Source organism: Roseobacter sp. (genome assembly GCF_024639605.1).
GTDB lineage: Bacteria > Pseudomonadota > Alphaproteobacteria > Rhodobacterales > Rhodobacteraceae > Roseobacter.
In genome coordinates this window covers 1-21,098 of the sequence record NZ_JAHEHZ010000057.1, presented here as the reverse complement: position 1 = coordinate 21,098, position 21,098 = coordinate 1, and the positions used below count along the sequence as shown (strand labels likewise).

Genomic DNA, 21,098 nt, shown 5'->3' with positions numbered 1-21,098 from the left:
TGGGTGTCTGAAGGTCAGACCGCGCGCGCGGCCTATGCGCAGGCCGCCGAGCGGGTGATGGACGCGGTGCGCGATCTCGAGCGCGCGATGCCCTCTGCCACGCGCGATCTGGGCGAGGCCGCGGCACCAGGCGAGCCGGTCAGCAACTTCACCCATGAGGGCTATAAAGCCGCCGTGGAAAAGGCCCGCGACTACATCATCGCCGGCGACATTTTCCAGGTCGTGCCCGCACAGCGCTGGACGCAGGAATTCGCCCAGGACCCCTTTGCGCTTTACCGCTCACTGCGGCGTACGAACCCCTCGCCTTTCATGTTCTATTTCAATTTCGGCGGCTTTCAGGTCATCGGCGCCAGCCCGGAAATCCTGGTGCGCGTGTTTGGCCGCGAGGTAACGATCCGCCCCATCGCCGGCACCCGTCCCCGCGGTGCGACCCCGGCCGAGGACAACGCGCTTGAGGCCGACCTGCTGGCCGACAAGAAGGAGCTAGCTGAGCATCTGATGCTGCTTGATCTGGGCCGCAACGATGTGGGGCGTGTGGCGAAAATCGGCACCGTGCGCCCGACCGAAGAGTTTATCGTAGAACGCTACAGCCATGTGATGCACATCGTCTCCAACGTGGTGGGAGAGCTGCACGAGGATAAAGACGCGCTCGATGCCTTTTTCGCGGGCATGCCGGCGGGCACGGTATCCGGTGCGCCCAAGGTGCGCGCGATGCAGATCATCGACGAACTGGAGCCCGAAAAGCGCGGCGTTTATGGCGGTGGTGTCGGCTATTTCAGCGCGGGAGGCGATATGGACATGTGCATCGCGCTGCGAACAGCCGTTGTGCAGGACAGCAAGCTCTATATCCAGGCCGGCGGCGGCGTTGTATATGACAGCGACCCGGAAGCCGAATATCAGGAAACGGTGCACAAATCCAATGCGATCCGGCGCGCGGCGGCCGATGCTGCGCGGTTCTCCGGCAAAGGAAACGACTGAGCGATGGCGCGCGCGCCCTTTGAAATCGCAGGTGAGCGTTTCGCACCGGGTAAAAGCGGCACGGTAAATCTGCCGGTTTCCATCCTGCCCGATCACACGCCAGTCCATCTTTCCGTTCAGGTCCATCACGGCAAACGCGCCGGTCCCACGATGTTCGTCTCGGCGGCAGTGCACGGGGACGAAGTGATCGGTGTCGAGATCGTGCGCCGTCTGCTGCGCGCGCCGCAGCTTGCATCGCTGCGCGGCACCTTGCTGGTGGTGCCGGTGGTGAACTCTTTCGGCTTTCTCAACCGTTCGCGCTATCTGCCGGACCGCCGGGATCTCAACCGCTGCTTTCCGGGCCATCCGGGCGGATCGCTGGGCTCGCGCCTGGCGCATATCTTTCTGCAGGACGTTGTGCTGCGCTGTGATTTTGGCATTGATCTGCATTCGGCCGCCATTCACCGCACCAATCTGCCACAGATCCGCCTGTCGCCCCGCGATGACACCACGCGGAATATGGCAATGGCTTTTGGCGCACCGGTCGTTCTGACCTCACCGCTGCGCGACGGGTCGCTGCGGGGTGAGGCCGCAGCGCGGGGCACGCCTGTGCTGCTCTATGAAGCCGGGGAAGGTCTGCGCTTTGACGAAATGGCCGTGCGCGCCGGGGTCGCCGGTATTCTGCGCGTAATGCGCAGCGTCGATATGTTGCCGGCGCGCGGCATCGCCAAAGCCAGAGAGCGGCCCTATATCTGCAAATCCTCAAGCTGGCTGCGCGCACCGGCGGGCGGGCTTTTGCGGACCTTCCGCGCCGAGGGCGAGACCGTAGAGAAAGGCGATGTGCTGGCCACCGTATCTGACCCATTCGGCGAGGTGGAAACCGACCTTCTCTCGCCCGGGCCGGGCATCCTGATCGGCCGCGCCATTCTGCCAGTCGTCAATGAAGGCGACGCAGTTTTTCATCTGGCAGCACTCAGCCCCGAAGCCTCGGGCGACACTGTCGGGGGCCTCGCCGCACAACTTGAAAGTGATCCGCTCTTTGACGAGGACGAGATCATCTGAGCCCCCTGCTGAACAAGCGGGTTAATCTCAAATTGGCGATACTTTCCGGGCAGTATTTGCCCCTGTCGCGACACTTCATCAACTTCCGTGAGGCACATTGACCCCGCGCCGCAAGGTGCATGTCTGCGCGGAGCTCTGGAATGAAACCAACGGGATGGCCGGGAAACAGGATGCGGCGGTTTGTGGCACGCCACATCTGTCTGCTCAGGCCACAGTCGCTGTGGAAAAGGTATCTGCTGGCCTTTGTGCTGATCGGTGGCATGATGAGCGCGTCGCACGTAACCTCGCTGATGTCGATACACGCGAGTGACGGATACGCAGAGCTGATCAATATCGCCGGACGGCAACGCATGCTGAGCCAGAGAATTTTGTTCTATGTCAATGATATGCATATCTCTGACAGCGGTGCATCCCTGGCCGGACTGGAAAAGTCCGTGGCCGAGTTTGAGCAGGCCCACGAGTTGCTCGTCAACTGGCCCGGTCTGCCGGAGACGCTGTTAACACTATATCACCGGACCGGGCCGGTTCCGCTCGATGCGTTCACCAGACGGTATGCCGCGATGGCCACATATTATCCGGTCGCCGAAGGCGCAGAGCGTATTAACATCCGGGATCAGCTTACGGTCTGGGGCGAACATGACCTTCTTGGCAAGCTCAACAAAGCCGTCTCGCTGCTGGAAAACCACTCAAAGGCGCAAAGCCGCCGTTTGCTGCACATCCAGCACACAACCTTCTATATCGCCGTGCTCATTTTCGTGCTGGAAGCCGCATTGATTTTTCTGCCTGCGCAGATTTCTGTATCGCGCGCAATTTCGCGGCTGGAACGGCGCAAAAAACAGCTCTCAAGATCCTATGACGCCCTGCGCGCGCGCAATTCAGAACTGGTGAGCGCGCGGCGCACCCTCGCCCATGCTGCCAACCATGACACGCTCACCGGACTGGCCAACCGGCGGGCCATCAATGAATTTCTCAGTCAGTTGCCCGCCGCAAACACAAAGGCCGATATCACGCTGGGCGTTCTCAAAATCGATCTCGACCGTTTCAAATCAGTGAATGACCGGTTGGGCCACGCTGCCGGTGATGCGCTGCTGCAGAAGGTAGCCTCTCTGCTGCGCCGTGAGACATCGCCCGGAGATCTGGTCGGGCGCATCGGCGGTGATGAGTTTGTGGTCGTCGTCACCGAACCCGCCTCGGTTCAGGCCATTGAAGACCTGGCGCGCAGGATCGTTGACGCACTTTCAGAGCCTTTCGTGTCTGAGGGCGGAACCTGCCGTACCGGCGCCTCTGCCGGTTACACGCTCGCAGGGTCCTCAACCGCGACCCCGGACCAGCTACTGATTGAAAGTGATCTCGCTCTTTACGAGGCAAAACGAACAGGGCGCGGGCGTGCGCACGGATACTCAAGCGAATTACGCGCCGATATTGAGACCCGTAACGCGCTCTTCTCCGAAATCGGAACAGCTATCGACCGCGACGAGTTTGAGGCCTGGATGCAGCCACAGGTCTGTGCCGGCTCGTTACGGCTGGCGGGATGCGAGGTCCTGGTGCGCTGGAACCATCCGACACGCGGGATTGTGCCGCCGGCCATTTTTCTGGCCGCGGCTGAACAGGCCGGCCTGTTGCGCGCCATCGATATGATGATGCTGAGCAAAGGCCTGGATCAACTCGAAGAACTGCGCGCCGCTGGCATTGATTTGCCTAAGATTTCGATCAATGCCTCCCCTTCAACGCTCCATGACCAGCATCTGCCCGAACGCCTTATGCAGGAAATCAGAAGCCGGCATCTCTCCCCGCAGGATCTCGTGGTCGAGGTTCTCGAAAGCACGCTGATCGAAAGCGAAGATGATATGGCTGCCCGAACCATCGCGCGCATCGCAGACGCGGGTATTGCCGTGTCGCTGGATGATTTCGGCACCGGATATGCGTCGATGTCCACGCTTTCGCAGCTGACGCTGAGCGGCATCAAACTGGACCAGTCGCTGATCTCGCCTGTCCCGCAACCGCGCGCGGAAAGCATTATCGCAGCCCTTGTCACCATGTCGCGCAGCCTCGGTATGACCGTCGTGGCCGAAGGGATCGAAACCCAGGAACAGCTTGAACTCGTGGCCGGCATGGGCTGCGACACCGTTCAGGGGTATCTGATCGGCAAGCCAATGCGCGCTGCAGATTTTCACACATGGGCTCTGATCCGTCACGAGGAAACTGCGGGACGACGGGCCTGACGGCTGGCCGTTACTCCGGTACCGAAAGCGCACCGCTCACCGGCACCATCGCAACCCTGTCCGCGCGGTCCTGCAGGGCCCAGACAAGCAGCGCCGAAAGAGTATCCTCGCGCAGCCGGCCCAGCATCACGATGCCACCCTCCTGACCTGCACGAAAGGCGGCCTGGTCAAGAAACCGCCGGATCACCACAGGTGACTGGCCCTGGCTGTCGAAATCCCTGAAAACAACGGCTGACGGCACGCCGGCACGCGCTGCAAGCTTTTGCGCGGTATTAAGCCCGCGGTTCTGCGTAACCAGCCCGTGCCCGCTCGCTGCGAGGATCTCAGAGACCTGGCGCGCCGCGTCAGGCGTTGTGGTCACCCCGGTGCCCGGGCCTTCCAGAACGCCGACTGCCTCGGGCACAGCCGCAAGCGCCGCGGCGACGGACACCTCGGCGTCTGTCGCGGACGCGCCTTCCGGCAGATCGATCATCGCCAGCACTTCAAAACCCTCGTTGCGGTAGGCCTCGGCGCGGCTGGCGGCATCCGGCAGGCTGGCTTTGACTGCGAATGTCACGGGATGCGGAAAACGGCGCAGCGCGGGCAGCCCGATCGCCGCCGCAGCAAGGTCAACGCCGTCGTCCATCAGAACAATCGACATTACCGGCTTGCCTTCAGGGTTCTCTGCGGGCCGCGCGAACTGCTCAAGCGGTGATGCGGATCCGGGAGGGGTATCCGCAGTATCCGACGCATCGTCAGTTCCTGAAGCCTGCGCCTCAGCCGGCGCAACCTCCGCTTCCGGTTCCTCATCGCCCAGACTGGGCAGCCGGTTTGTGGTCACCCCGTCTGTCCTGTCTGCAAAGCTGCCCTCCAGGGAATTCTGCGCAATCACAACCGGAGCAGGCTCATCTGCCACGGCAGGCGGCGCGCCCTGGGATGAGGTATCGGCAATATCATCAGCCACATCACGTGTCACCGGATCGGGCCGGCGCACCGCGGTCCGGGTTTCGGGCCGGGTATCTTCGGGTTCCGGTCCGGTCGCGGCGGGCTCCTGCGCAGGAAGTCCGGCGTCCGGTTCGGGTGTTACCGCGACCTGAACCTCGGGCACGCTGGCGGACGCGGTATCGGTGCTGGCGTAAATCTGCGCCACAGCGGCGCCGTCGCTCTCCGGCTGCTCTGTCGCGGGCGCCATCGCAGTAATCTCAGCTACCTGGGGTCCGCCATCATCCGGGGTCGGTCGGGTGCTGTCTTCAAAGGCTGTGCCTGAGGCGAGAACCGCCGGCGCCTGTGGCTGCGCCGGATCGGCAGCCGCAATTGTATCGGGCGCCGCTTCAGTGAAAGCGCTGCGTTCTGACGGAAGGTCAGGCGCCGGCGGTTGCATCGGCAGGTTCGAAATGGAGCCCTCCTCCGGTGCAGGCGCGGACTGCGGTTCTGCGGGATCTTTCGGGGGTGCAAGTGCCGCAACATCCGTCTGCACCACCGGCGCTGCGGCGGCTGTCTCAGATGAAGTACTCTCCGCTTCGGCTGGTAGTGCGGCAGAACTGGTCGATACTGTCACGGCAGGCTCCGCCGAGGGCGTCGTCAGAGCAGTCGTCTGCCCCGCCCCTGCGACCGGCGCATCGGTCTGAGGGGCCGCAGGTGCCGTGCCTGTCGTGCTGGCCGCATCCTGGGGCAGTACTGCAGCGGCTGAGCCCGCATCCGGCACGGCCGCCGGTGTCATATCGCTTTCGCGCAACCCGTCGAGCGTATCAGGCGCCCCTGCTGCGGCCAGGGTTGTGCCCTCCGCACCGGTACCTTTACCGGCTGTGGTCTGTTGAGACCCGGGTTTTGCGCCAGGCTCTTCTTCCGCAGTGTCGCGTGTCTCGGCAGGCGCGCTTGCGGGCGGCGATGAAACGGGGGGCTTCTGTGCAGTATCGGCTTCATTTTCGGGCGGCCGGGGCAGCCCGCTGCTGAATACTGAAACCAGCACGACTGCGCTGAGGCTGACACAACTGCCCCAGAGCGCACCTTTGAAAAATCCTTTTGCCACGGTCTGCCCACCCTCGCGTTCTGTGTCTCATTGGTGCAGCCTTCGGCCCTCACGCACTCCCGTGCCCGGACCGCCCTGCAAGGCTGCCGCTCTGCACAGGACCGGTGCCGCCTCTTGACGCAGCCTGCCAACCCTGAACAAGTACGCACGAACTATACCGCGCCCGGGGGCCCAGTCTCCAGCCCTGATTGCAAAGTTTTGAACATGTTGCTGCTGATCGACAACTACGACAGTTTTACTTACAACCTCGTCCATTATCTGGGCAGCCTCGGGGCAGATGTTGTTATCCGGCGAAACGACGCCCTGGATGTGCAGGAAGCCATGGCGATGCGTCCCGGGGGCATCCTGCTGTCACCCGGGCCCTGCGACCCGGATCAGGCGGGGATATGCCTTGCCCTGACGCAGGCAGCGGCGGAAACCCGCACACCGCTCATGGGGGTCTGCCTGGGTCACCAGACAATCGGTCAGGCATTTGGCGGAAGCGTGGTGCGCGCAAAAGACATAGTGCATGGCAAAGCGGGACTTATCCGTCACACCGGCACCGGCCTCTTCGCGGGGCTTCCGTCACCTTTTGAGGCCACCCGCTATCATTCGCTGATCGTCGATCGCGACACCCTGCCCGAAACTCTGCGCATCACCGCGGATCTGGAAGACGGCACGATCATGGGCCTGCAGCACCGCGACCTGCCGATCCACGGCGTACAGTTTCATCCGGAATCGATCCGCTCCGAGCACGGCCATGCCCTGCTGAAGAACTTCCTCACGGACATGCAGGTGCCCGCATGAGTGAAACCCTTAAGCCGCTGATTGACGCCGCTGCGGATCGTGCATTGTCGCGCGCGGAAGCCGAAGAAGCCTTTGGCATTCTCTTTGAGGGAGAAGCGACCCCGAGCCAAATCGGCGGGTTGCTGATGGCGCTGCGCACCCGCGGCGAAACGGTGGAGGAATACGCCGCCGCGGCCGCTGTCATGCGCAGCAAGTGCAACCCGGTCGTGGCGCCGGACGGGGCGATGGACATCGTCGGCACAGGGGGTGACGGCAAAGGCACACTGAACATATCAACAGCCACGGCATTCGTGGTTGCGGGCACGGGTGTGGTGGTGGCCAAACACGGCAACCGCAACCTCTCTTCGAAATCCGGGGCTGCCGATGCGCTGACGCAGATGGGCCTGAATGTGATGGTCGGCCCCAAAGTTGTTGAAAAGGCGCTGAGAGAGGCAGGTATCGGTTTTATGATGGCACCGATGCATCACCCGGCGATAGCGCATGTGATGCCCACGCGCGCAGAGCTCGGCACCCGCACAATCTTCAATATTCTCGGCCCGCTGACCAACCCTGCGGGCGTAAAACGCCAGCTCACCGGTGCTTTTTCGCGCGATCTGATCCGCCCCATGGCCGAAACACTCGGCGCACTGGGCTCGGAAAAGGCCTGGCTGGTGCATGGCTCTGACGGCACCGATGAACTGACGATTACCGGGGTGAGCTGGGTCTGCGCTCTCGGCCGTGACGGTACCGTCACGGATATGGAAATCCACCCCGACGACGCCGGCCTGCCGGTGCATCCTTTCGAGGCGATCATCGGCGGCACACCTGAAGAAAACGCGCGTGATTTCAAGGCGCTGCTGGGCGGCGAGACCTCTGCCTATCGCGATGCTGTTCTGCTGAATGCCGCGGCGGCTCTCGTGGTTGCAGACGCCGCCGGCGATCTCAAGGAGGGCGTCGACATGGCCCGGACCTCGATCGACAGCGGAGCGGCGGCTGAGAAAATCGCGGCCGTCGCGCGGATCACGCAGGGAGCGTGAACCTGCGCCCGCCACAGGCCTGGGATGACCTGCCTTTTTTCCGCGACACTTTACCCGGGATCGAGGCAAAGCTGGCCGCTGACGCGCGGCAGATCCTGCCCCCGCAGCACCGGATTTTCGCAGCGCTGGACCGCACGCCGCCCGATGACGTGCGCGTTGTGATCCTTGGGCAGGATCCCTACCCGACACCCGGACATGCGCACGGATTTGCCTTCTCCACAGAGCCCGGCGTGTCGCCTCTGCCCCGGTCGCTGAGCAATATTTTTAAAGAGCTTGAAGCTGATACAGGCGCACGTCCGGCGACCGGAGATTTGCGGTTCTGGGCCGATCAGGGCGTGTTACTGCTTAATACCTGCCTGACCGTTCCGGCCGGTGCTGCCGGTGGTCATGCCCGCCTCGGCTGGCAGGTGCTGACCGCTCAGGTGCTCGACCGTCTGGCCGGCACACCCCGCGCCTGGCTTTTGTGGGGGGCCGCGGCGCATAAGGTCGCCGGTGATGTGGATCCGGGATTGCATCTCAAAATCGCAACGGCGCATCCCTCGCCGCTTTCTGCACGGCGCGGATTTTTTGGCTCCCGCCCCTTCAGCCGGGCCAATGCGTGGTTGCAGGAACGCGGTCATCGGTCCATAAACTGGGCCGATGCGCCGGAGGCCCCATGACTGAAACCATCCTTGATAAAATCAAAGCCTATAAGCTGGACGAAGTAGCCGCCGACAAGGCTGCAAAGCCACTCGAGGCGGTTGAGGCAGAAGCCCGTGCAGCACCCAAGGTCCGGCCCTTTGCGGAAACACTGCATCAGGACTCAATCAAAGCCTATGGTCTGATCGCTGAAGTAAAAAAAGCCAGCCCGTCCAAAGGGTTGATCCGCGCAGATTTTGACCCGGCAGCAATCGCCAGAGCCTATGCGGACGGCGGTGCGACCTGCTTGTCGGTTCTGACGGACGCGCCGAGCTTTCAGGGATCCAAAGACTATCTGGTGGCTGCACGCGCCGCCTGTAACCTGCCGGTTCTGCGCAAAGATTTCATGTATGACACCTATCAGGTGGCCGAGGCCCGCGCGCTCGGGGCTGACTGCATTCTGATCATCATGGCCTCCGTATCAGACGCCCAGGCCGAAGAGCTGGAAGAGGCAGCGGCCGAATGGGGCATGGACGCGCTCCTGGAGGTCCATGATGCCGGGGAACTGGCGCGGGCGAGCCAGCTGAAAAGCCGTATGATCGGCATTAATAATCGTGATCTGAAAACGTTTGAAACCTCGCTCGACACCACGCGCAAGCTTTCGCGCGATGTACCTGCCGACCGCCTGATCGTCGCGGAATCCGGTCTCAGTACGCCTGAGGATCTGGCTGACATGGCCCGTTATGGCGCCCGCGTCTTTCTGATCGGCGAAAGCCTGATGCGCCATGATGATGTGGAAGCTGCAACCCGCAAACTGCTCGCCAATCCGGCGACTGCCGGCGGGATGTAACATGGCGGAAAAGCTGACCCATTTTGACGACAAGGGCGCGGCACATATGGTGGACGTGGGCGATAAGCCCGTGACCAGCCGCATCGCCGTGGCTGAAAGTCACATCAGGATGCTGCCAGAAACCTTTAATATCATTCAGCAAGGACGCGCAAAAAAAGGTGACGTTCTGGGGGTGGCCCGGCTGGCCGGGATCATGGCGGCCAAGCGCACGCCCGATCTTATCCCGCTGTGCCACCCGCTGCCTGTCACGAAAGTTGCGGTGGAACTGACCCCTGATCCGGACCTGCCCGGCTACCGTATTGAGGCCACCGTGAAAACGACCGGCCAGACCGGCGTCGAGATGGAAGCGCTGACCGCGGCCTCGGTCGCGGCTCTGACCGTCTATGATATGGCCAAAGCCGTCGATAAGGGCATGGAGATCGGAGGCACACGCGTCGTACTCAAGGACGGCGGCAAGTCGGGCCGGTATAAGGCGCCATGATTTCGGTCGCCGGGGCGCTTGAGCAGCTCTTTGCCCTCGTGCCGGCGCCTGAGACCGAAGAGGTCGCGCTGCGCGATGCCGCCGGCCGGGTGCTGTCGCGCGATGTCACGGCTGCGCGTACACAACCGCCCTTTGCCGCCTCATCGATGGACGGCTACGCGCTCCGCCGGGCTGAGGTCGAACCGGACGCGATGTTCAAAGTCATCGGTGAAGCGGCCGCAGGGCACCGCTTTGAAGGCACCGTCGGCCCCGGTCAGTGCACTCGTATTTTCACCGGCGCGCCGGTCCCCGAGGGTACAGACTTCGTCGTGATACAGGAGGACGTGACGCGTCGCGGCAATCTCATCACGCTCGGGCGCGACATTTCGGACAAGGACAATGTCCGCCCCGCCGGCGGTGATTTCAGCGCCGGTGATAAAGTGGCGGCGCCACGACGGCTGAACCCTGCGGATATCGCTCTGCTGGCCGCAATGAACATCGCGCGCGTGCCTGTTGCACGGTCGCCAACGGTTGCAATTCTCGCCACCGGGGATGAGCTTGTGATGCCAGGCGAGACACCGGGGCCGGATCAGATCATCGCCTCCAATACTTTCGGGCTGGCTGCGCAGCTTGACGCTCTGGGTGCACTGCCGCGCCTGTTGCCCATCGCAGGCGATAATGAGCCCTCTCTGCGCGCGGCTCTGTCGCTCGCCGGGACGGCCGATCTGATCATCACCATCGGGGGCGCCTCGGTCGGAGATCATGATCTTGTAGCCGGGGTCGCAGCAGATCTGGGCATGGAACAGTCATTTTACAAAGTCGCGATGCGACCCGGCAAACCACTGATGGCAGGGCGACTTGCCGGTGTGCCGATGATCGGCCTGCCCGGCAATCCGGTTTCGGCGCTGGTCTGTGGCACGGTATTTGTCGCGCCTTTCATCCGGGCCATGCAGGGCCTGCCGATGGCACCGGCACGACGGGCCGAAGCACCGCTGACCTGCGGCATGCCCGAAAACGGACCCCGCGAGCACTATATGCGCGCGCGTCTCGGCGGGGACGGTATCACGCCGTTCGACCGGCAGGACAGTTCCCTGCTCACCGTACTGGCCGGTGCTGACGCTCTGCTGGTACGCCCGCCACATGATCCCGAGCGGGCCGCCGGAGAGATGGTCAGCTACATCCCGATCTGAGCGGCTGTTGACACAAAACGTGAACAAGACTAGAACAAACGCACATCACTGTGGCGAAGGGACAGGACATGCTCACGAAGAAGCAGTTGGATTTGCTGGATTTCATCAACAAACGGATGCAGCGGGACGGCGTTCCGCCCAGCTTTGACGAAATGAAGGAAGCGCTGGATCTGCGCTCCAAATCGGGCATCCACCGTCTGATTACGGCGCTGGAGGAACGCGGTTTTATCCGCCGCCTCGCCCACCGTGCCCGGGCCATCGAAATTGTGAAGCTGCCCGAAAGTCTCGGCGGTGCGCCGCAGCACGGGTTCACTCCGCGCGTCATTGAGGGCGACCGGCCCGATGGCCCGCTGCCCGCCGGCGCACAATTCGTCAGCGGTGTCACGGCGCAGGCATTGCCACTGATGGGCCGAATAGCGGCCGGTGTCCCGATCGAGGCAATCAGCGAGCAATCGGCCAGTGTCGCTGTGCCCGGACAGATGCTCAGCGGTCAGGGTAACCACTATGCGCTCGAGGTGAAGGGGGATTCGATGATCGAGGCCGGCATTAACAACGGCGACGTTGTGGTGATCCGCGAGACCAGCGTGGCACAGAACGGCGATATTGTCGTGGCGCTGGTGGAAGATCACGAAGCCACGCTGAAACGGTTTAAACGCGATGGCGACCGGGTCGCTCTTGAGGCTGCCAACCCGGCCTATCAGACCCGCATTTTCACCGAAGACAAAGTTAAAGTGCAGGGCAAACTGGTCGGCCTGATCCGCACCTACTGAAGCCTGCCGGGCGCGGTCTCAATCGCGCTCGTCTTTCCAGTGGGTCCAGAGCCGGGACCCAGTGAGATCTCGCACGGAGATGAACTTCAGCCCGTCGCGTGTTTCATGAATTGCCACTGCACCGGTGCTTTGCAGGTATGCAGGGTCAAAGACGGTGCATCCCGTCTCTTTGAGAGGTGTGTCCAGACTGGCCACCACTACCTCATCCGCCGCGCATCCGCTGAACGCTGCAACCGCTTTTTTGCCCGACAGGTGCACCAGCGACATCCCCCCGGGCAACTGCCCGCCCCCCGCCGGCCAGCGCGCGGCGGCAACCGCCTGATCCGCAGGTGCACCATCGTTTTCCAGCCAGTTCCGGGCAACAAACCCGGCCCCTTTCGGTTTACTGAGCGCGCGGCCCTCACTTGTCATCAGACCCACAAGAGCGCCGTTTTCCGCAATCAGCCCAAGCGGACGATCCGCCTGAAACCAGAGCACAAAAGAGGCCAGCACCGGCACCAACCCAGCCACGCGCAACCGCCCCCGCCACAGGATCACAAAGAGCGCCCCCAGAGCCATCATTGGCAGCACCACCGCTCCGGGACCCGGAACGAAAGAACGCGCACCGTCGAGCCCGGCAACAAAGGTACCCACGCCAAGGATCCATTGCAGTCCCGCACCCATCAGCCACAGACCGATCCAGTCCAGACCGAAGGGCGCAAGGATCGCCGCCAGCACTGACGCAGGCACAACCACGGCCCCCATCACCGGCACGGAAAGAAGGTTGGCCAGCAATCCGTAATGCGCAAGAGCGTTGAAATGCGCGGCCCCGATGGGAGCTGTGGCAAGCCCGGCGATGCCGGATGACATCAGCACCCCCACCACGGGGGCCGCCCATTTCGGCCCGGTTGAGATTTTCGCGTCCCGCACCCATCCGAAGACGGCCACAAGGGCCGTCGTGGCCGCGAAAGACATCTGAAAGCCTGGTCCCAGCAGTGCTTCAGGCCGCAGGCAAAGCACAATGACCGCAGCGATTGCGACCCCGCGCAGGCTGATGGCTCTGCGATTGATCAGGATGGCGCCAAAAGCCACCGCCACCATGACGTATGCCCGTTCAGTGGCAACGTTCCCCCCCGACATGGCAAGATAAAAAGAGGCTGCGGCCAGTGCCCCCACGGCTGCTGTTTTCTTGACATTGATCCGCAGCGCCAGTGCCGGGATCAGCGACAGAACCACCCGCAGGAGTGCAAAGACAAAGCCGCTCAGCAGCCCCATGTGCAACCCCGAGATCGCCAGAAGATGCGCCAGATTACTGGCACGCAGGTCTTCCAGCGCCTGCTGGCTGATGCCGGAGCGCGCGCCTGTGGTAACGGCGACGGCAACGCCCCCTACATCGCCGGGCAATACATCCTGAACCCGGGCCGAGGCGGCCATGCGCATTCTGAAAACAGCAAGCCCCGCGGCCCCTTCGCTGGCTGGCGCACTGGCCAGAACCGGCACACGGGTATAGCCCACAGCACCAAGCTGGCCAAACCAAGCATGGCGCTGAAAATCAAAACCGCCGGGCTCCACCGGCCCGCCGGGCGGGGACAGATGCCCCGTCGTCATGATCCGCAACCCCGGAACCGGAACGACCGATGCCGACTGGTCCCCGTGCAGCGAGATGCGCACACGAGCGGGCGTGCCCGCGGGCGGCACACGCTCAAGCGTCACCTGGTCCAGCGTCAGGCGCAGGGCATCCGAACTGCTGCGATCGATATTAACCACACGTCCCTCTACGGGGCCGTAGTAGCGCCATCCGATCACCGGCCCGGCCACATCATGGGCCCGGTGTGCCGCCAGCAAAAAGCCGGCAGCCACAGCGGCCGACCCCAGCGCCAGAGGCGAAAAGGCTTCACCAAGAAACCGCGCAAGGATCAGAGCTCCGAAAAGCCCCCCTGAAACAAAAACAAGAAACAGTGCGGAGGGCTCAAAACGCAGGGAAAAGTACCACCCGATGCCAAGCGCCAGCGCCACCGGCACCCACTCGAACATATGGCTGCGCTGGCGCAGCAGGACCTCTTTGATGGTGCGCAAGCAGCTCCTCCTTGCTCCCGTCTCCCGCACTGGATAGATACGTCCGGAATTCCTATCCCCCCATGGTTACTGAAAGGTAAACACCCGCATGTCCGCACCCGTTGTCACCCGTTTCGCGCCGTCTCCCACGGGGTACCTGCACATCGGCGGCGCGCGCACGGCGCTCTTTAACTGGCTCTATGCGCGCGGACGCGGCGGGCAGTTTCTGCTGCGCATTGAGGACACGGACCGGGCGCGCTCTACCCCCGAAGCGACAGAAGCCATCCTGAAGGGGCTTGCCTGGCTGGGGCTCGATCATGACGGGGAAATCGTCAGCCAGTACGAAAATGCCGACCGGCACGCAGGGGTCGCCCGTGAACTGCTCAGCTCAGGCAAGGCCTACAAGTGTTTTGCCACACCGGAGGAAATCACAGCTTTCCGCGACGCTGCCCGCGAAAAAGGCGAAAGCACGCTTTACCGCTCGCCCTGGCGCGATGCCGATCCTTCCTCCCATCCTGACGCACCGTTCGTCATCCGCATCCGCGCGCCTCTCACCGGCGAGACGGTGATCCGCGACGAGGTCCAGGGCGATGTGCGCATCAGCAACGACCAGCTTGATGATATGATCCTGTTACGTTCAGATGGCACACCGGTTTACATGCTTGCCGTTGTTGTTGATGACCACGACATGGGCGTGACCCATGTGATCCGCGGAGACGACCATCTCAACAATGCTGCGCGGCAGATGATGATCTATGATGCAATGGGCTGGGACGTGCCGGTCTGGGCGCACATTCCGCTCATTCACGGGCCGGACGGTAAAAAGCTCAGTAAACGCCACGGTGCTCTGGGCGCACAGGAATATCAGGTGATGGGCTATTCCGCCGCCGGCATGCGCAACTATCTCGCACGGCTCGGCTGGAGCCACGGCGATGACGAGTTCTTTACCGACGGCCAGGCGCGCGAATGGTTCGATCTCAGCGGCATCGGCAAGAGTCCGGCGCGGTTCGACCTTAAAAAGCTCGAGAACCTCTCCGGGCAGCACATCGCGGTCACAGATGATGCTGCGTTGCAGCGTGAGATCACCGGATTTCTCGCAGCAGCGGAGGCGCCGGCGCTGTCACCCGCACAGCAGGATATGCTGGGCAGGGCCATGTACTGCGTTAAAGAGCGCGCAAAGACATTTCCGGAACTTCTTGAAAAGGCTCACTTTGCTCTGACCTCCCGTCCAATTGAGCCAGACGAGAAAGCAACGAAAAACCTGGACCCGGTATCCCGTGGTATACTCGGGGAATTGACGCCGCAGCTGCAAAATGCTAGCTGGGACAGAGAAAATCTGGAGGCGGCTCTGAACAGCTTCGCGGAGAGCAAAGACACCAAATTCGGCAAGCTGGCCGGGCCTTTGCGTGCAGCACTCGCGGGTCGGGCTGTTACCCCGTCGGTTTTTGATATGATGCTGGTGCTGGGGCGTGACGAGTCTCTGGCCCGCCTCTCTGACGCTGCTGAGTAAGCCACAGAGACGGCCCCTGCGCCCGAAGCGCGGAACGATATGATGGCCTTGTGCGGCGCTTCGCCTGTCACTGGCTCCACAGCGGGTCCGCCCGCGGCTACGACAGGAAGGACCGATAATGGCTGAAAGCACAAAATCCGCAAAGCTGACGATTGATGGCAAGGAGTATGATCTGCCGATCTATTCTCCCACTGCCGGTCCGGATGTTCTCGATATCCGCAAACTTTACGCTCAGGCGGGTGTTTTCACCTATGACCCCGGTTTTACTTCTACGGCAAGCTGCGACAGCACCATCACCTTCATCGACGGGGGCGCCGGCGAGCTGTTGCACCGCGGCTATCCGATCGACCAGCTGGCAGGTAAATCGCACTATCTCGAGGTCTGCTATCTGCTGCTTTACGGTGAGCTTCCCTCGCCCGCGCAGCTGGAAGATTTTGAAAGCCGTGTGACCAATCACACAATGCTGCACGAGCAGATGATGAACTTCTTTCGTGGCTTCCGCCGGGACGCGCACCCGATGGCCGTTATGGTCGGCGTGGTCGGGGCGATGTCTGCTTTCTATCACGACAGCACCGACATCACCGATCCCTGGCAGCGTGAAGTGGCCTCAATCCGGCTCATCGCCAAGATGCCGACGATCGCCGCCAATGCTTATAAATACACTATCGGGCAGCCCTTCATCTATCCGCGCAATGATCTGGACTATGCGTCCAACTTCCTGCGCATGTGCTTTGCGGTTCCGGCCGAGGACTATCAGGTTAACCCCATCCTCAGCCGCGCCATGGACCGGATCTTTACCCTGCACGCCGATCACGAGCAGAACGCCTCGACCTCGACGGTTCGTCTGGCATCATCGTCCGGCGCCAATCCGTTTGCCTGCATCGCGGCCGGCATCGCATGTCTCTGGGGCCCTGCGCACGGCGGCGCCAACCAGGCCTGTCTGGAGATGCTGAACGAGATCGGCACCGTCGACCGGATCCCTGAGTTCATTGCTCGTGCCAAGGACAAAGACGACCCTTTCCGCCTGATGGGCTTTGGCCACCGGGTCTATAAAAACTTCGATCCGCGCGCCAAAGTGATGAAGGAAAGTGCCGACGAGGTGCTGGAGCTGCTGGGCGTTGATAACAATCCGATCCTGCAGGTCGCCAAGGAACTCGAAGCCGCAGCCCTTGCCGATCCCTATTTTGCCGACAAGAAGCTCTTTCCCAACGTGGATTTCTATTCCGGAATTATCCTTGAGGCGATGGGCTTTCCCACGTCGATGTTCACACCGATTTTCGCCGTGGCGCGGACGGTGGGCTGGATTTCGCAGTGGAAAGAGCAGATCAGCGACCCGCAGCTTAAAATCGGCCGCCCGCGCCAGCTTTATCTCGGCGAAACAGCCCGCGATTACAGCGATATCGAGAACAGGTAACCTGCACGGTTACCGCTGAAGTATCTGGCCGGATCCTTCGGGAACCGGCCTTTTTCTGTGCGGTACTGCCCGAATCACCCCATCGCTGGCCCTTGTACCAGGTACCGGCTGAGCGGGTCGACTGTCGCCATTCCAACCGGTGAAAAAAGGCGAAAATATGTCATTGTTTCGCGCGGTTGCATAATAAGCCCGGTTTCTTGACCTGACCCTGCGAGGGGCTCAGACTGCCGCTCAACCCGGTGCAGTGCTGCGCCGGACCGGTTGTGACTAAGTCAGTTCCGGTGTTCTGCCTGAGGGGGCCGGGCCGGATCACAGCCATTCAGACCAGATCTATTAACGCCCGTTTCACCGGGCCGTGGCTTTATGCCTGTTCGCTATAAAGAGTGATTTATGCCGCATGTGATTTCATCCAGAACCGCCCCGAACGGCGGACTTGCCCGTGATATGCCGATGGTCGGCGGAGAAGGCACGCAGTGCGCCCTGATCCACGACCGCAGCGCTGAAAATGATCGGGTCGCCGTCGTTTATGACCGCGGCGACACCCCGCCCCATATCACCGTCACCGAAGTCTCAGACGGTGTTCAGGCGGTTCATGCAGATGGCGTGGCCGTGGCGGTGATCGCCTGCGCCATGGGACCGCGGATCAGGCCGGACGATGTGGTGCTGGTCGAGCGCTTTGTGACAGGCCCGCGTAACTGAGCGCCCTACCGGCCCTCAAATTTCGCAGCGCGCTTTTCGGTGAACGCCAGGACACCTTCTTTAAAATCGCGCGATTTACCGCAATTACCCTGCATCCGCGCTTCCAGTGCCAACTGGTCTTCGAAACCATTGTCCCACGAGCGCCGGATCACTGTTTTGATGGCGCTATAGGCCGCCGTTGGCCCCTCGGCCAGATGCGCGGCCCGGGCTTTCCATGTTTCGTCGAAATCAGCGTCCGCAACCGCTTCCCAGATCATGCCCCAGTCATCCGCCTGGCGCGCGGTGATTTTATCGGCAAAAAGGGCGGCTCCCATCGCCTTGGCCATGCCCATCGTGCGCGGCAGCACCCAGGTGCCGCCCGCGTCCGGAATAAGCCCGATCCGCGCAAAGGCCTGCAGGAAATAAGCACTCTCCGAGGCGATCACCACATCCGCGGCCAGCGCCAGATTGGCCCCTGCCCCTGCCGCAGCCCCGTTGACGGCACTGATGGTCGGCACCGGGCAGTCGGAAATCGCGCGCAGCATCGGCGCGTATTCATCGCGCAGGGTCCGTTCCAGATCGATGTTTGAGGCCCCGACCCGGTCGCCCAGGTCCTGGCCCGAGCAAAAGGCCCTGCCGGCACCGGTGATGACCACGACCCGCGCCTGCTTGCCCGCTTCCGTAACCGCGTATGCGATCTCGGCCCGCATCTGAGTGGTCAGCGCATTCATCTTGTCGGGACGGTTCAGCGTCACGGTTGCCACGCCGTTTTCATGCGTGAAGGTCAATGTCTGATAATCCATGGGGTGTCCTTTTCCGACGGGCGGCGGGTGGCCTTACGCCGTCATATCAGACTGGGCAGTTCAGAAAAGAAAAACGAGGCGTCAGTCTTTGAGAATCTCTTTCAGACGCGCGCTCTCCGCGTCGCTCAGCGCGTCCTCTTGAGGGGCCGTCCCGGTGGCGCGACCGCGCAGATACAAAAGCCCGATACCGCCCGCGAGGATCAGCATCAGCGGCCCGGCCGCATAAAGCAGCCAGTTCGCGCCCGTCACCGTCGGCTGCAAAAGCACAAACTCGCCATAGCGGGCCACCACGAAATCCACGACTTCCTCGTCGCTGTCCCCGGCGACCAGACGCTCGCGGACAATCAACCGCAGGTCCCGTGCAATATTGGCGTTGCTCTCGTCGATGCTCTCGTTCTGACAGACCGGACACCGCAGCCCTTTTGAAATGTCGCGCGCGCGTTCCTCCAGCGCCGGGTTGTCCAGCACCTCATCGGGCTGCACTGCAAGCGCAACCCCCGGCAGCAACAGCATCAGCACGAAGGCGAATGCGCGGATCATTCAGCCGGCACTCCCGCAGCGGGTTTGCGCGCGCCTGCGGCCACCCGGAACCGGCGGTCAGAGAGGCTGAGCAGACCGCCAAGCGCCATCAGGCCGCACCCGATCCAGATCCAGTTGGTGAGCGGTTTAATATAGGTCCGTATGGTCCAGCCGCCCTGAATCTGCTCGTCGCCGATCACCACATAGACATCGCGCAGCAGGTCATAATCGATCGCGGCTTCTGTTGTCGGCATCTGCGCCACCGGATAAATGCGCTTCTCTGGCCGGAGCGAGGCAATTTCGCGCCCGTCCTCTGCCAGGGTCACAAACCCCATGGTCGACAGATAATTCGGCCCCTCGACCCGCTGCACATCGTTTAGTGTCAGAGTGTAACTGCCAACCGCGAAGGGCTCACCGATCTGTGCTACACGGATGTCTTCCATCTGCCAGGCGGTCAGGCCGGCCACGCCCATCATCGTCAGACCCAGGCCGCTGTGCGCGACCATCTTGCCCCAGTCAGCGCGCGGCAGGCGCGTGAGCCGCGCCAGACGGCCAGGACCGCGCCCGGTGCGTTGCGCAAGATCAATAATGGTCCCCATAACCACCCAGGCCGCGAGGAACATGCCAACCGGGCCGATCAGACTGCGCCCGGTCTGCATGGCCCAGGCAAGCCCGCCCACTGCAAGCGCGAGCACAAAAACATAACGCAGCGGCCGGGCCGCACGCGCAATACTCGCGCGCTTCCAGGGCATTGACGAGCCCAGAGGCAGGATCAGGCCCAGCAGCACCATAAAGGGCGTGAAGGCCATGTTGAAAAACGGCGGGCCCACGCTGAGCTTGCGGTCAAAGAACATCTCGGCGACCAGGGGCCACATGGTGCCGACAAAGACGACAAAACATGACACAGCCAGCAGAAGATTATTGGCCAGCAGCGCACTCTCGCGACTGACGAGAGAGAAAACGCCGCGCGCCTCCATAGCCCCTGCCCGCATCGCAAAGAGAATGAGCGCTCCACCGGTGAAAAACGCCATGATCATCAGAATGAAAACACCGCGTTCGGGATCATTTGCAAAAGCATGCACAGAGGTCAGCAGACCCGAGCGCACGATAAATGTCCCGATCAGTGAAAAGCCGAATGCAAGAATTGCCAGCAGGATCGTCCAGCTTTTGAGGCTCTCGCGCTTTTCCACGACAATCGCGGAGTGCAGCAGGGCCGCGGCCAGCAACCAGGGCATAAACGACGCATTCTCGACCGGATCCCAGAACCAGAAGCCACCCCAGCCAAGCTCGTAATAAGCCCACCAGGAGCCAAGTGCGATACCGATGGTCAGGAACATCCACGCCGCCAGCGTCCAGGGCCGCACCCAGCGTCCCCAGGCGGCATCGACCCGGCCCTCAATCAGGGCGGCGACGGCAAAACTGAACGCCATGCTCAGGCCGACATAGCCGAGGTAGAGAAACGGCGGGTGAAAGGCGAGGCCGGGATCCTGCAGCAGCGGGTTCAGGTCCTGACCGTCCAGCGGCGGCACGGCCAGCCGCAGGAACGGGTTCGAGGTGAACAGGATGAAGGCGAAAAATGCCACCGCTACCGAGGATTGTACCGCCAGCACGCGGGCCTTCAGCGTCGGCGGCAGGTTGCCGCCGAACCACGCCGCACAGGCCCCGAACAGCGTCAGGATCAGCACCCAGAGCAGCATAGAGCCCTCGTGATTGCCCCAGACGCCGGAAACCTTGTAGAGCATCGGTTTCAGACTGTGGCTGTTCAGCGTGACCAGCCGCAACGAGAAATCGGAGACCACGAAGGAATAGGTCAGCGCCGCGAAGGCGAGTCCCGTCAACAGGAACTGCGCGGTCGCCGCGGGCACGGCAAACGCCATCCAGCCCGACCAGCCTCGTTGCGCCCCGATGAGCGGCACGAAAGTCTGGACCACCGCCACCATCGCGGCAAGGATCAGGGCGAAATGCCCAAGCTCGGCTACCATGTTCGCCACCCCCTCTTTTGCGCCCTTCGGCGACACCGTCGCGCGGTTTCCGGCACGCCCTTACTTTAGGCCGTCTCGCGCCCGGGTCCAAGCGACACCCGGACGCGCTCACTTAGTCGTCAGAGGACCGGCAGGGGGTATCGCGGGAGCAAGCTTCGGCTGCACGACGAGGTCAAATCTGGTTTCGCTACTGGCCGAGATAGTTGAACTTCGACCTTT

At 62.4% G+C, this 21,098-nt stretch carries 18 protein-coding genes; 13 read left to right on the top strand and 5 right to left on the bottom strand.

Annotation, left to right across the window (positions count from 1 at the left end; all coding sequences use genetic code 11):
- The 3 genes from Q0M35_RS09445 to Q0M35_RS09435 all read left to right on the top strand — a co-directional run.
- Nucleotides 1–978, top strand: a 978-nt coding sequence (locus Q0M35_RS09445) for a chorismate-binding protein (protein ID WP_295314522.1), incomplete at its 5' end; no start/stop codon positions are given.
- 3 nt (nucleotides 979–981) lie between these two features.
- Complete coding sequence (locus tag Q0M35_RS09440; protein WP_295314520.1) at nucleotides 982–2,019, top strand: succinylglutamate desuccinylase/aspartoacylase family protein; 1,038 nt, start codon at nucleotides 982–984, stop codon at nucleotides 2,017–2,019.
- Nucleotides 2,020–2,159: 140 nt separating this feature from the next.
- Entirely contained in the window at nucleotides 2,160–4,241 is a 2,082-nt protein-coding gene (locus tag Q0M35_RS09435) for an EAL domain-containing protein (RefSeq protein ID WP_295314518.1), read from the top strand.
- A 10-nt stretch (nucleotides 4,242–4,251) separates the two neighbouring features.
- Here the strand turns inward: Q0M35_RS09435 and Q0M35_RS09430 are convergent, their stop codons facing one another.
- Complete coding sequence (locus tag Q0M35_RS09430; protein WP_295314516.1) at nucleotides 4,252–6,249, bottom strand: divergent polysaccharide deacteylase family protein; 1,998 nt, start codon at nucleotides 6,247–6,249, stop codon at nucleotides 4,252–4,254.
- 204 nt (nucleotides 6,250–6,453) lie between these two features.
- On the opposite strand from Q0M35_RS09430, the gene Q0M35_RS09425 reads away from it, so the two are divergent.
- The 7 genes from Q0M35_RS09425 to lexA all read left to right on the top strand — a co-directional run bounded on the left by Q0M35_RS09425 (nucleotide 6,454) and on the right by lexA (nucleotide 11,939).
- A complete protein-coding gene (locus Q0M35_RS09425; protein ID WP_295314514.1) occupies nucleotides 6,454–7,035 on the top strand; it encodes an aminodeoxychorismate/anthranilate synthase component II in 582 nt (193 codons plus the stop codon).
- Nucleotides 7,032–8,051 carry an anthranilate phosphoribosyltransferase gene (gene trpD / locus Q0M35_RS09420; protein WP_295314512.1) on the top strand — a complete coding sequence of 340 codons (1,020 nt, stop codon included), beginning with the start codon at nucleotides 7,032–7,034 and terminating at the stop codon, nucleotides 8,049–8,051. The genes Q0M35_RS09425 and trpD overlap by 4 nt, the downstream gene beginning before the upstream one ends.
- A gap of 2 nt (nucleotides 8,052–8,053) precedes the next feature.
- Nucleotides 8,054–8,710 (top strand): uracil-DNA glycosylase, encoded by a 657-nt coding sequence (locus tag Q0M35_RS09415; RefSeq protein ID WP_295314526.1) that lies wholly within the window; start codon nucleotides 8,054–8,056, stop codon nucleotides 8,708–8,710.
- Complete coding sequence (gene trpC, locus Q0M35_RS09410; protein WP_295314510.1) at nucleotides 8,707–9,519, top strand: indole-3-glycerol phosphate synthase TrpC; 813 nt, start codon at nucleotides 8,707–8,709, stop codon at nucleotides 9,517–9,519. Before Q0M35_RS09415 ends, trpC begins: the two co-directional genes overlap by 4 nt.
- Nucleotide 9,520: 1 nt before the next feature.
- On the top strand, nucleotides 9,521–10,000 hold the full coding sequence (gene moaC, locus Q0M35_RS09405) for a cyclic pyranopterin monophosphate synthase MoaC (RefSeq protein ID WP_295314508.1): 480 nt from the start codon (nucleotides 9,521–9,523) through the stop codon (nucleotides 9,998–10,000).
- Nucleotides 9,997–11,169: a gephyrin-like molybdotransferase Glp gene (gene glp, locus Q0M35_RS09400; protein ID WP_295314507.1), complete on the top strand. Its 1,173-nt coding sequence runs from the start codon at nucleotides 9,997–9,999 to the stop codon at nucleotides 11,167–11,169. The genes moaC and glp overlap by 4 nt, the downstream gene beginning before the upstream one ends.
- A 68-nt stretch (nucleotides 11,170–11,237) precedes the next feature.
- Nucleotides 11,238–11,939, top strand: a complete 702-nt coding sequence (gene lexA, locus Q0M35_RS09395) for a transcriptional repressor LexA (RefSeq protein ID WP_295314505.1) — start codon at nucleotides 11,238–11,240, stop codon at nucleotides 11,937–11,939.
- Between the two features lie 18 nt (nucleotides 11,940–11,957).
- On the opposite strand, the gene Q0M35_RS09390 is transcribed toward lexA, so the two are convergent.
- Complete coding sequence (locus Q0M35_RS09390; RefSeq protein WP_366519655.1) at nucleotides 11,958–13,994, bottom strand: ComEC/Rec2 family competence protein; 2,037 nt, start codon at nucleotides 13,992–13,994, stop codon at nucleotides 11,958–11,960.
- An 88-nt stretch (nucleotides 13,995–14,082) separates the two neighbouring features.
- Here Q0M35_RS09390 and gltX point away from each other — a divergent pair, with 88 nt between their 5' ends.
- From gltX to Q0M35_RS09375, 3 genes are all read left to right on the top strand, one after another.
- Nucleotides 14,083–15,483, top strand: a complete 1,401-nt coding sequence (gltX, locus tag Q0M35_RS09385; RefSeq protein WP_295314503.1) for a glutamate--tRNA ligase — start codon at nucleotides 14,083–14,085, stop codon at nucleotides 15,481–15,483.
- A 118-nt stretch (nucleotides 15,484–15,601) separates the two neighbouring features.
- The gene (gene gltA, locus Q0M35_RS09380; protein WP_295314501.1) at nucleotides 15,602–16,897 is read left to right on the top strand and encodes a citrate synthase; all 1,296 of its coding nucleotides are present in this window, start codon (nucleotides 15,602–15,604) and stop codon (nucleotides 16,895–16,897) included.
- Nucleotides 16,898–17,287: 390 nt separating this feature from the next.
- Nucleotides 17,288–17,596 (top strand): hypothetical protein, encoded by a 309-nt coding sequence (locus Q0M35_RS09375; RefSeq protein WP_295314499.1) that lies wholly within the window; start codon nucleotides 17,288–17,290, stop codon nucleotides 17,594–17,596.
- Between the two features lie 5 nt (nucleotides 17,597–17,601).
- Here Q0M35_RS09375 and Q0M35_RS09370 read toward each other — a convergent pair whose 3' ends face one another.
- The 3 genes from Q0M35_RS09370 to Q0M35_RS09360 form a co-directional block, all read right to left on the bottom strand.
- A complete protein-coding gene (locus tag Q0M35_RS09370; protein ID WP_295314497.1) occupies nucleotides 17,602–18,378 on the bottom strand; it encodes an enoyl-CoA hydratase-related protein in 777 nt (258 codons plus the stop codon).
- A gap of 81 nt (nucleotides 18,379–18,459) precedes the next feature.
- Entirely contained in the window at nucleotides 18,460–18,918 is a 459-nt protein-coding gene (locus Q0M35_RS09365) for a cytochrome c-type biogenesis protein (protein ID WP_295314495.1), read from the bottom strand.
- Entirely contained in the window at nucleotides 18,915–20,879 is a 1,965-nt protein-coding gene (locus tag Q0M35_RS09360) for a heme lyase CcmF/NrfE family subunit (RefSeq protein ID WP_295314493.1), read from the bottom strand. The genes Q0M35_RS09365 and Q0M35_RS09360 overlap by 4 nt, the downstream gene beginning before the upstream one ends.
- Nucleotides 20,880–21,098: the final 219 nt, after the last annotated feature.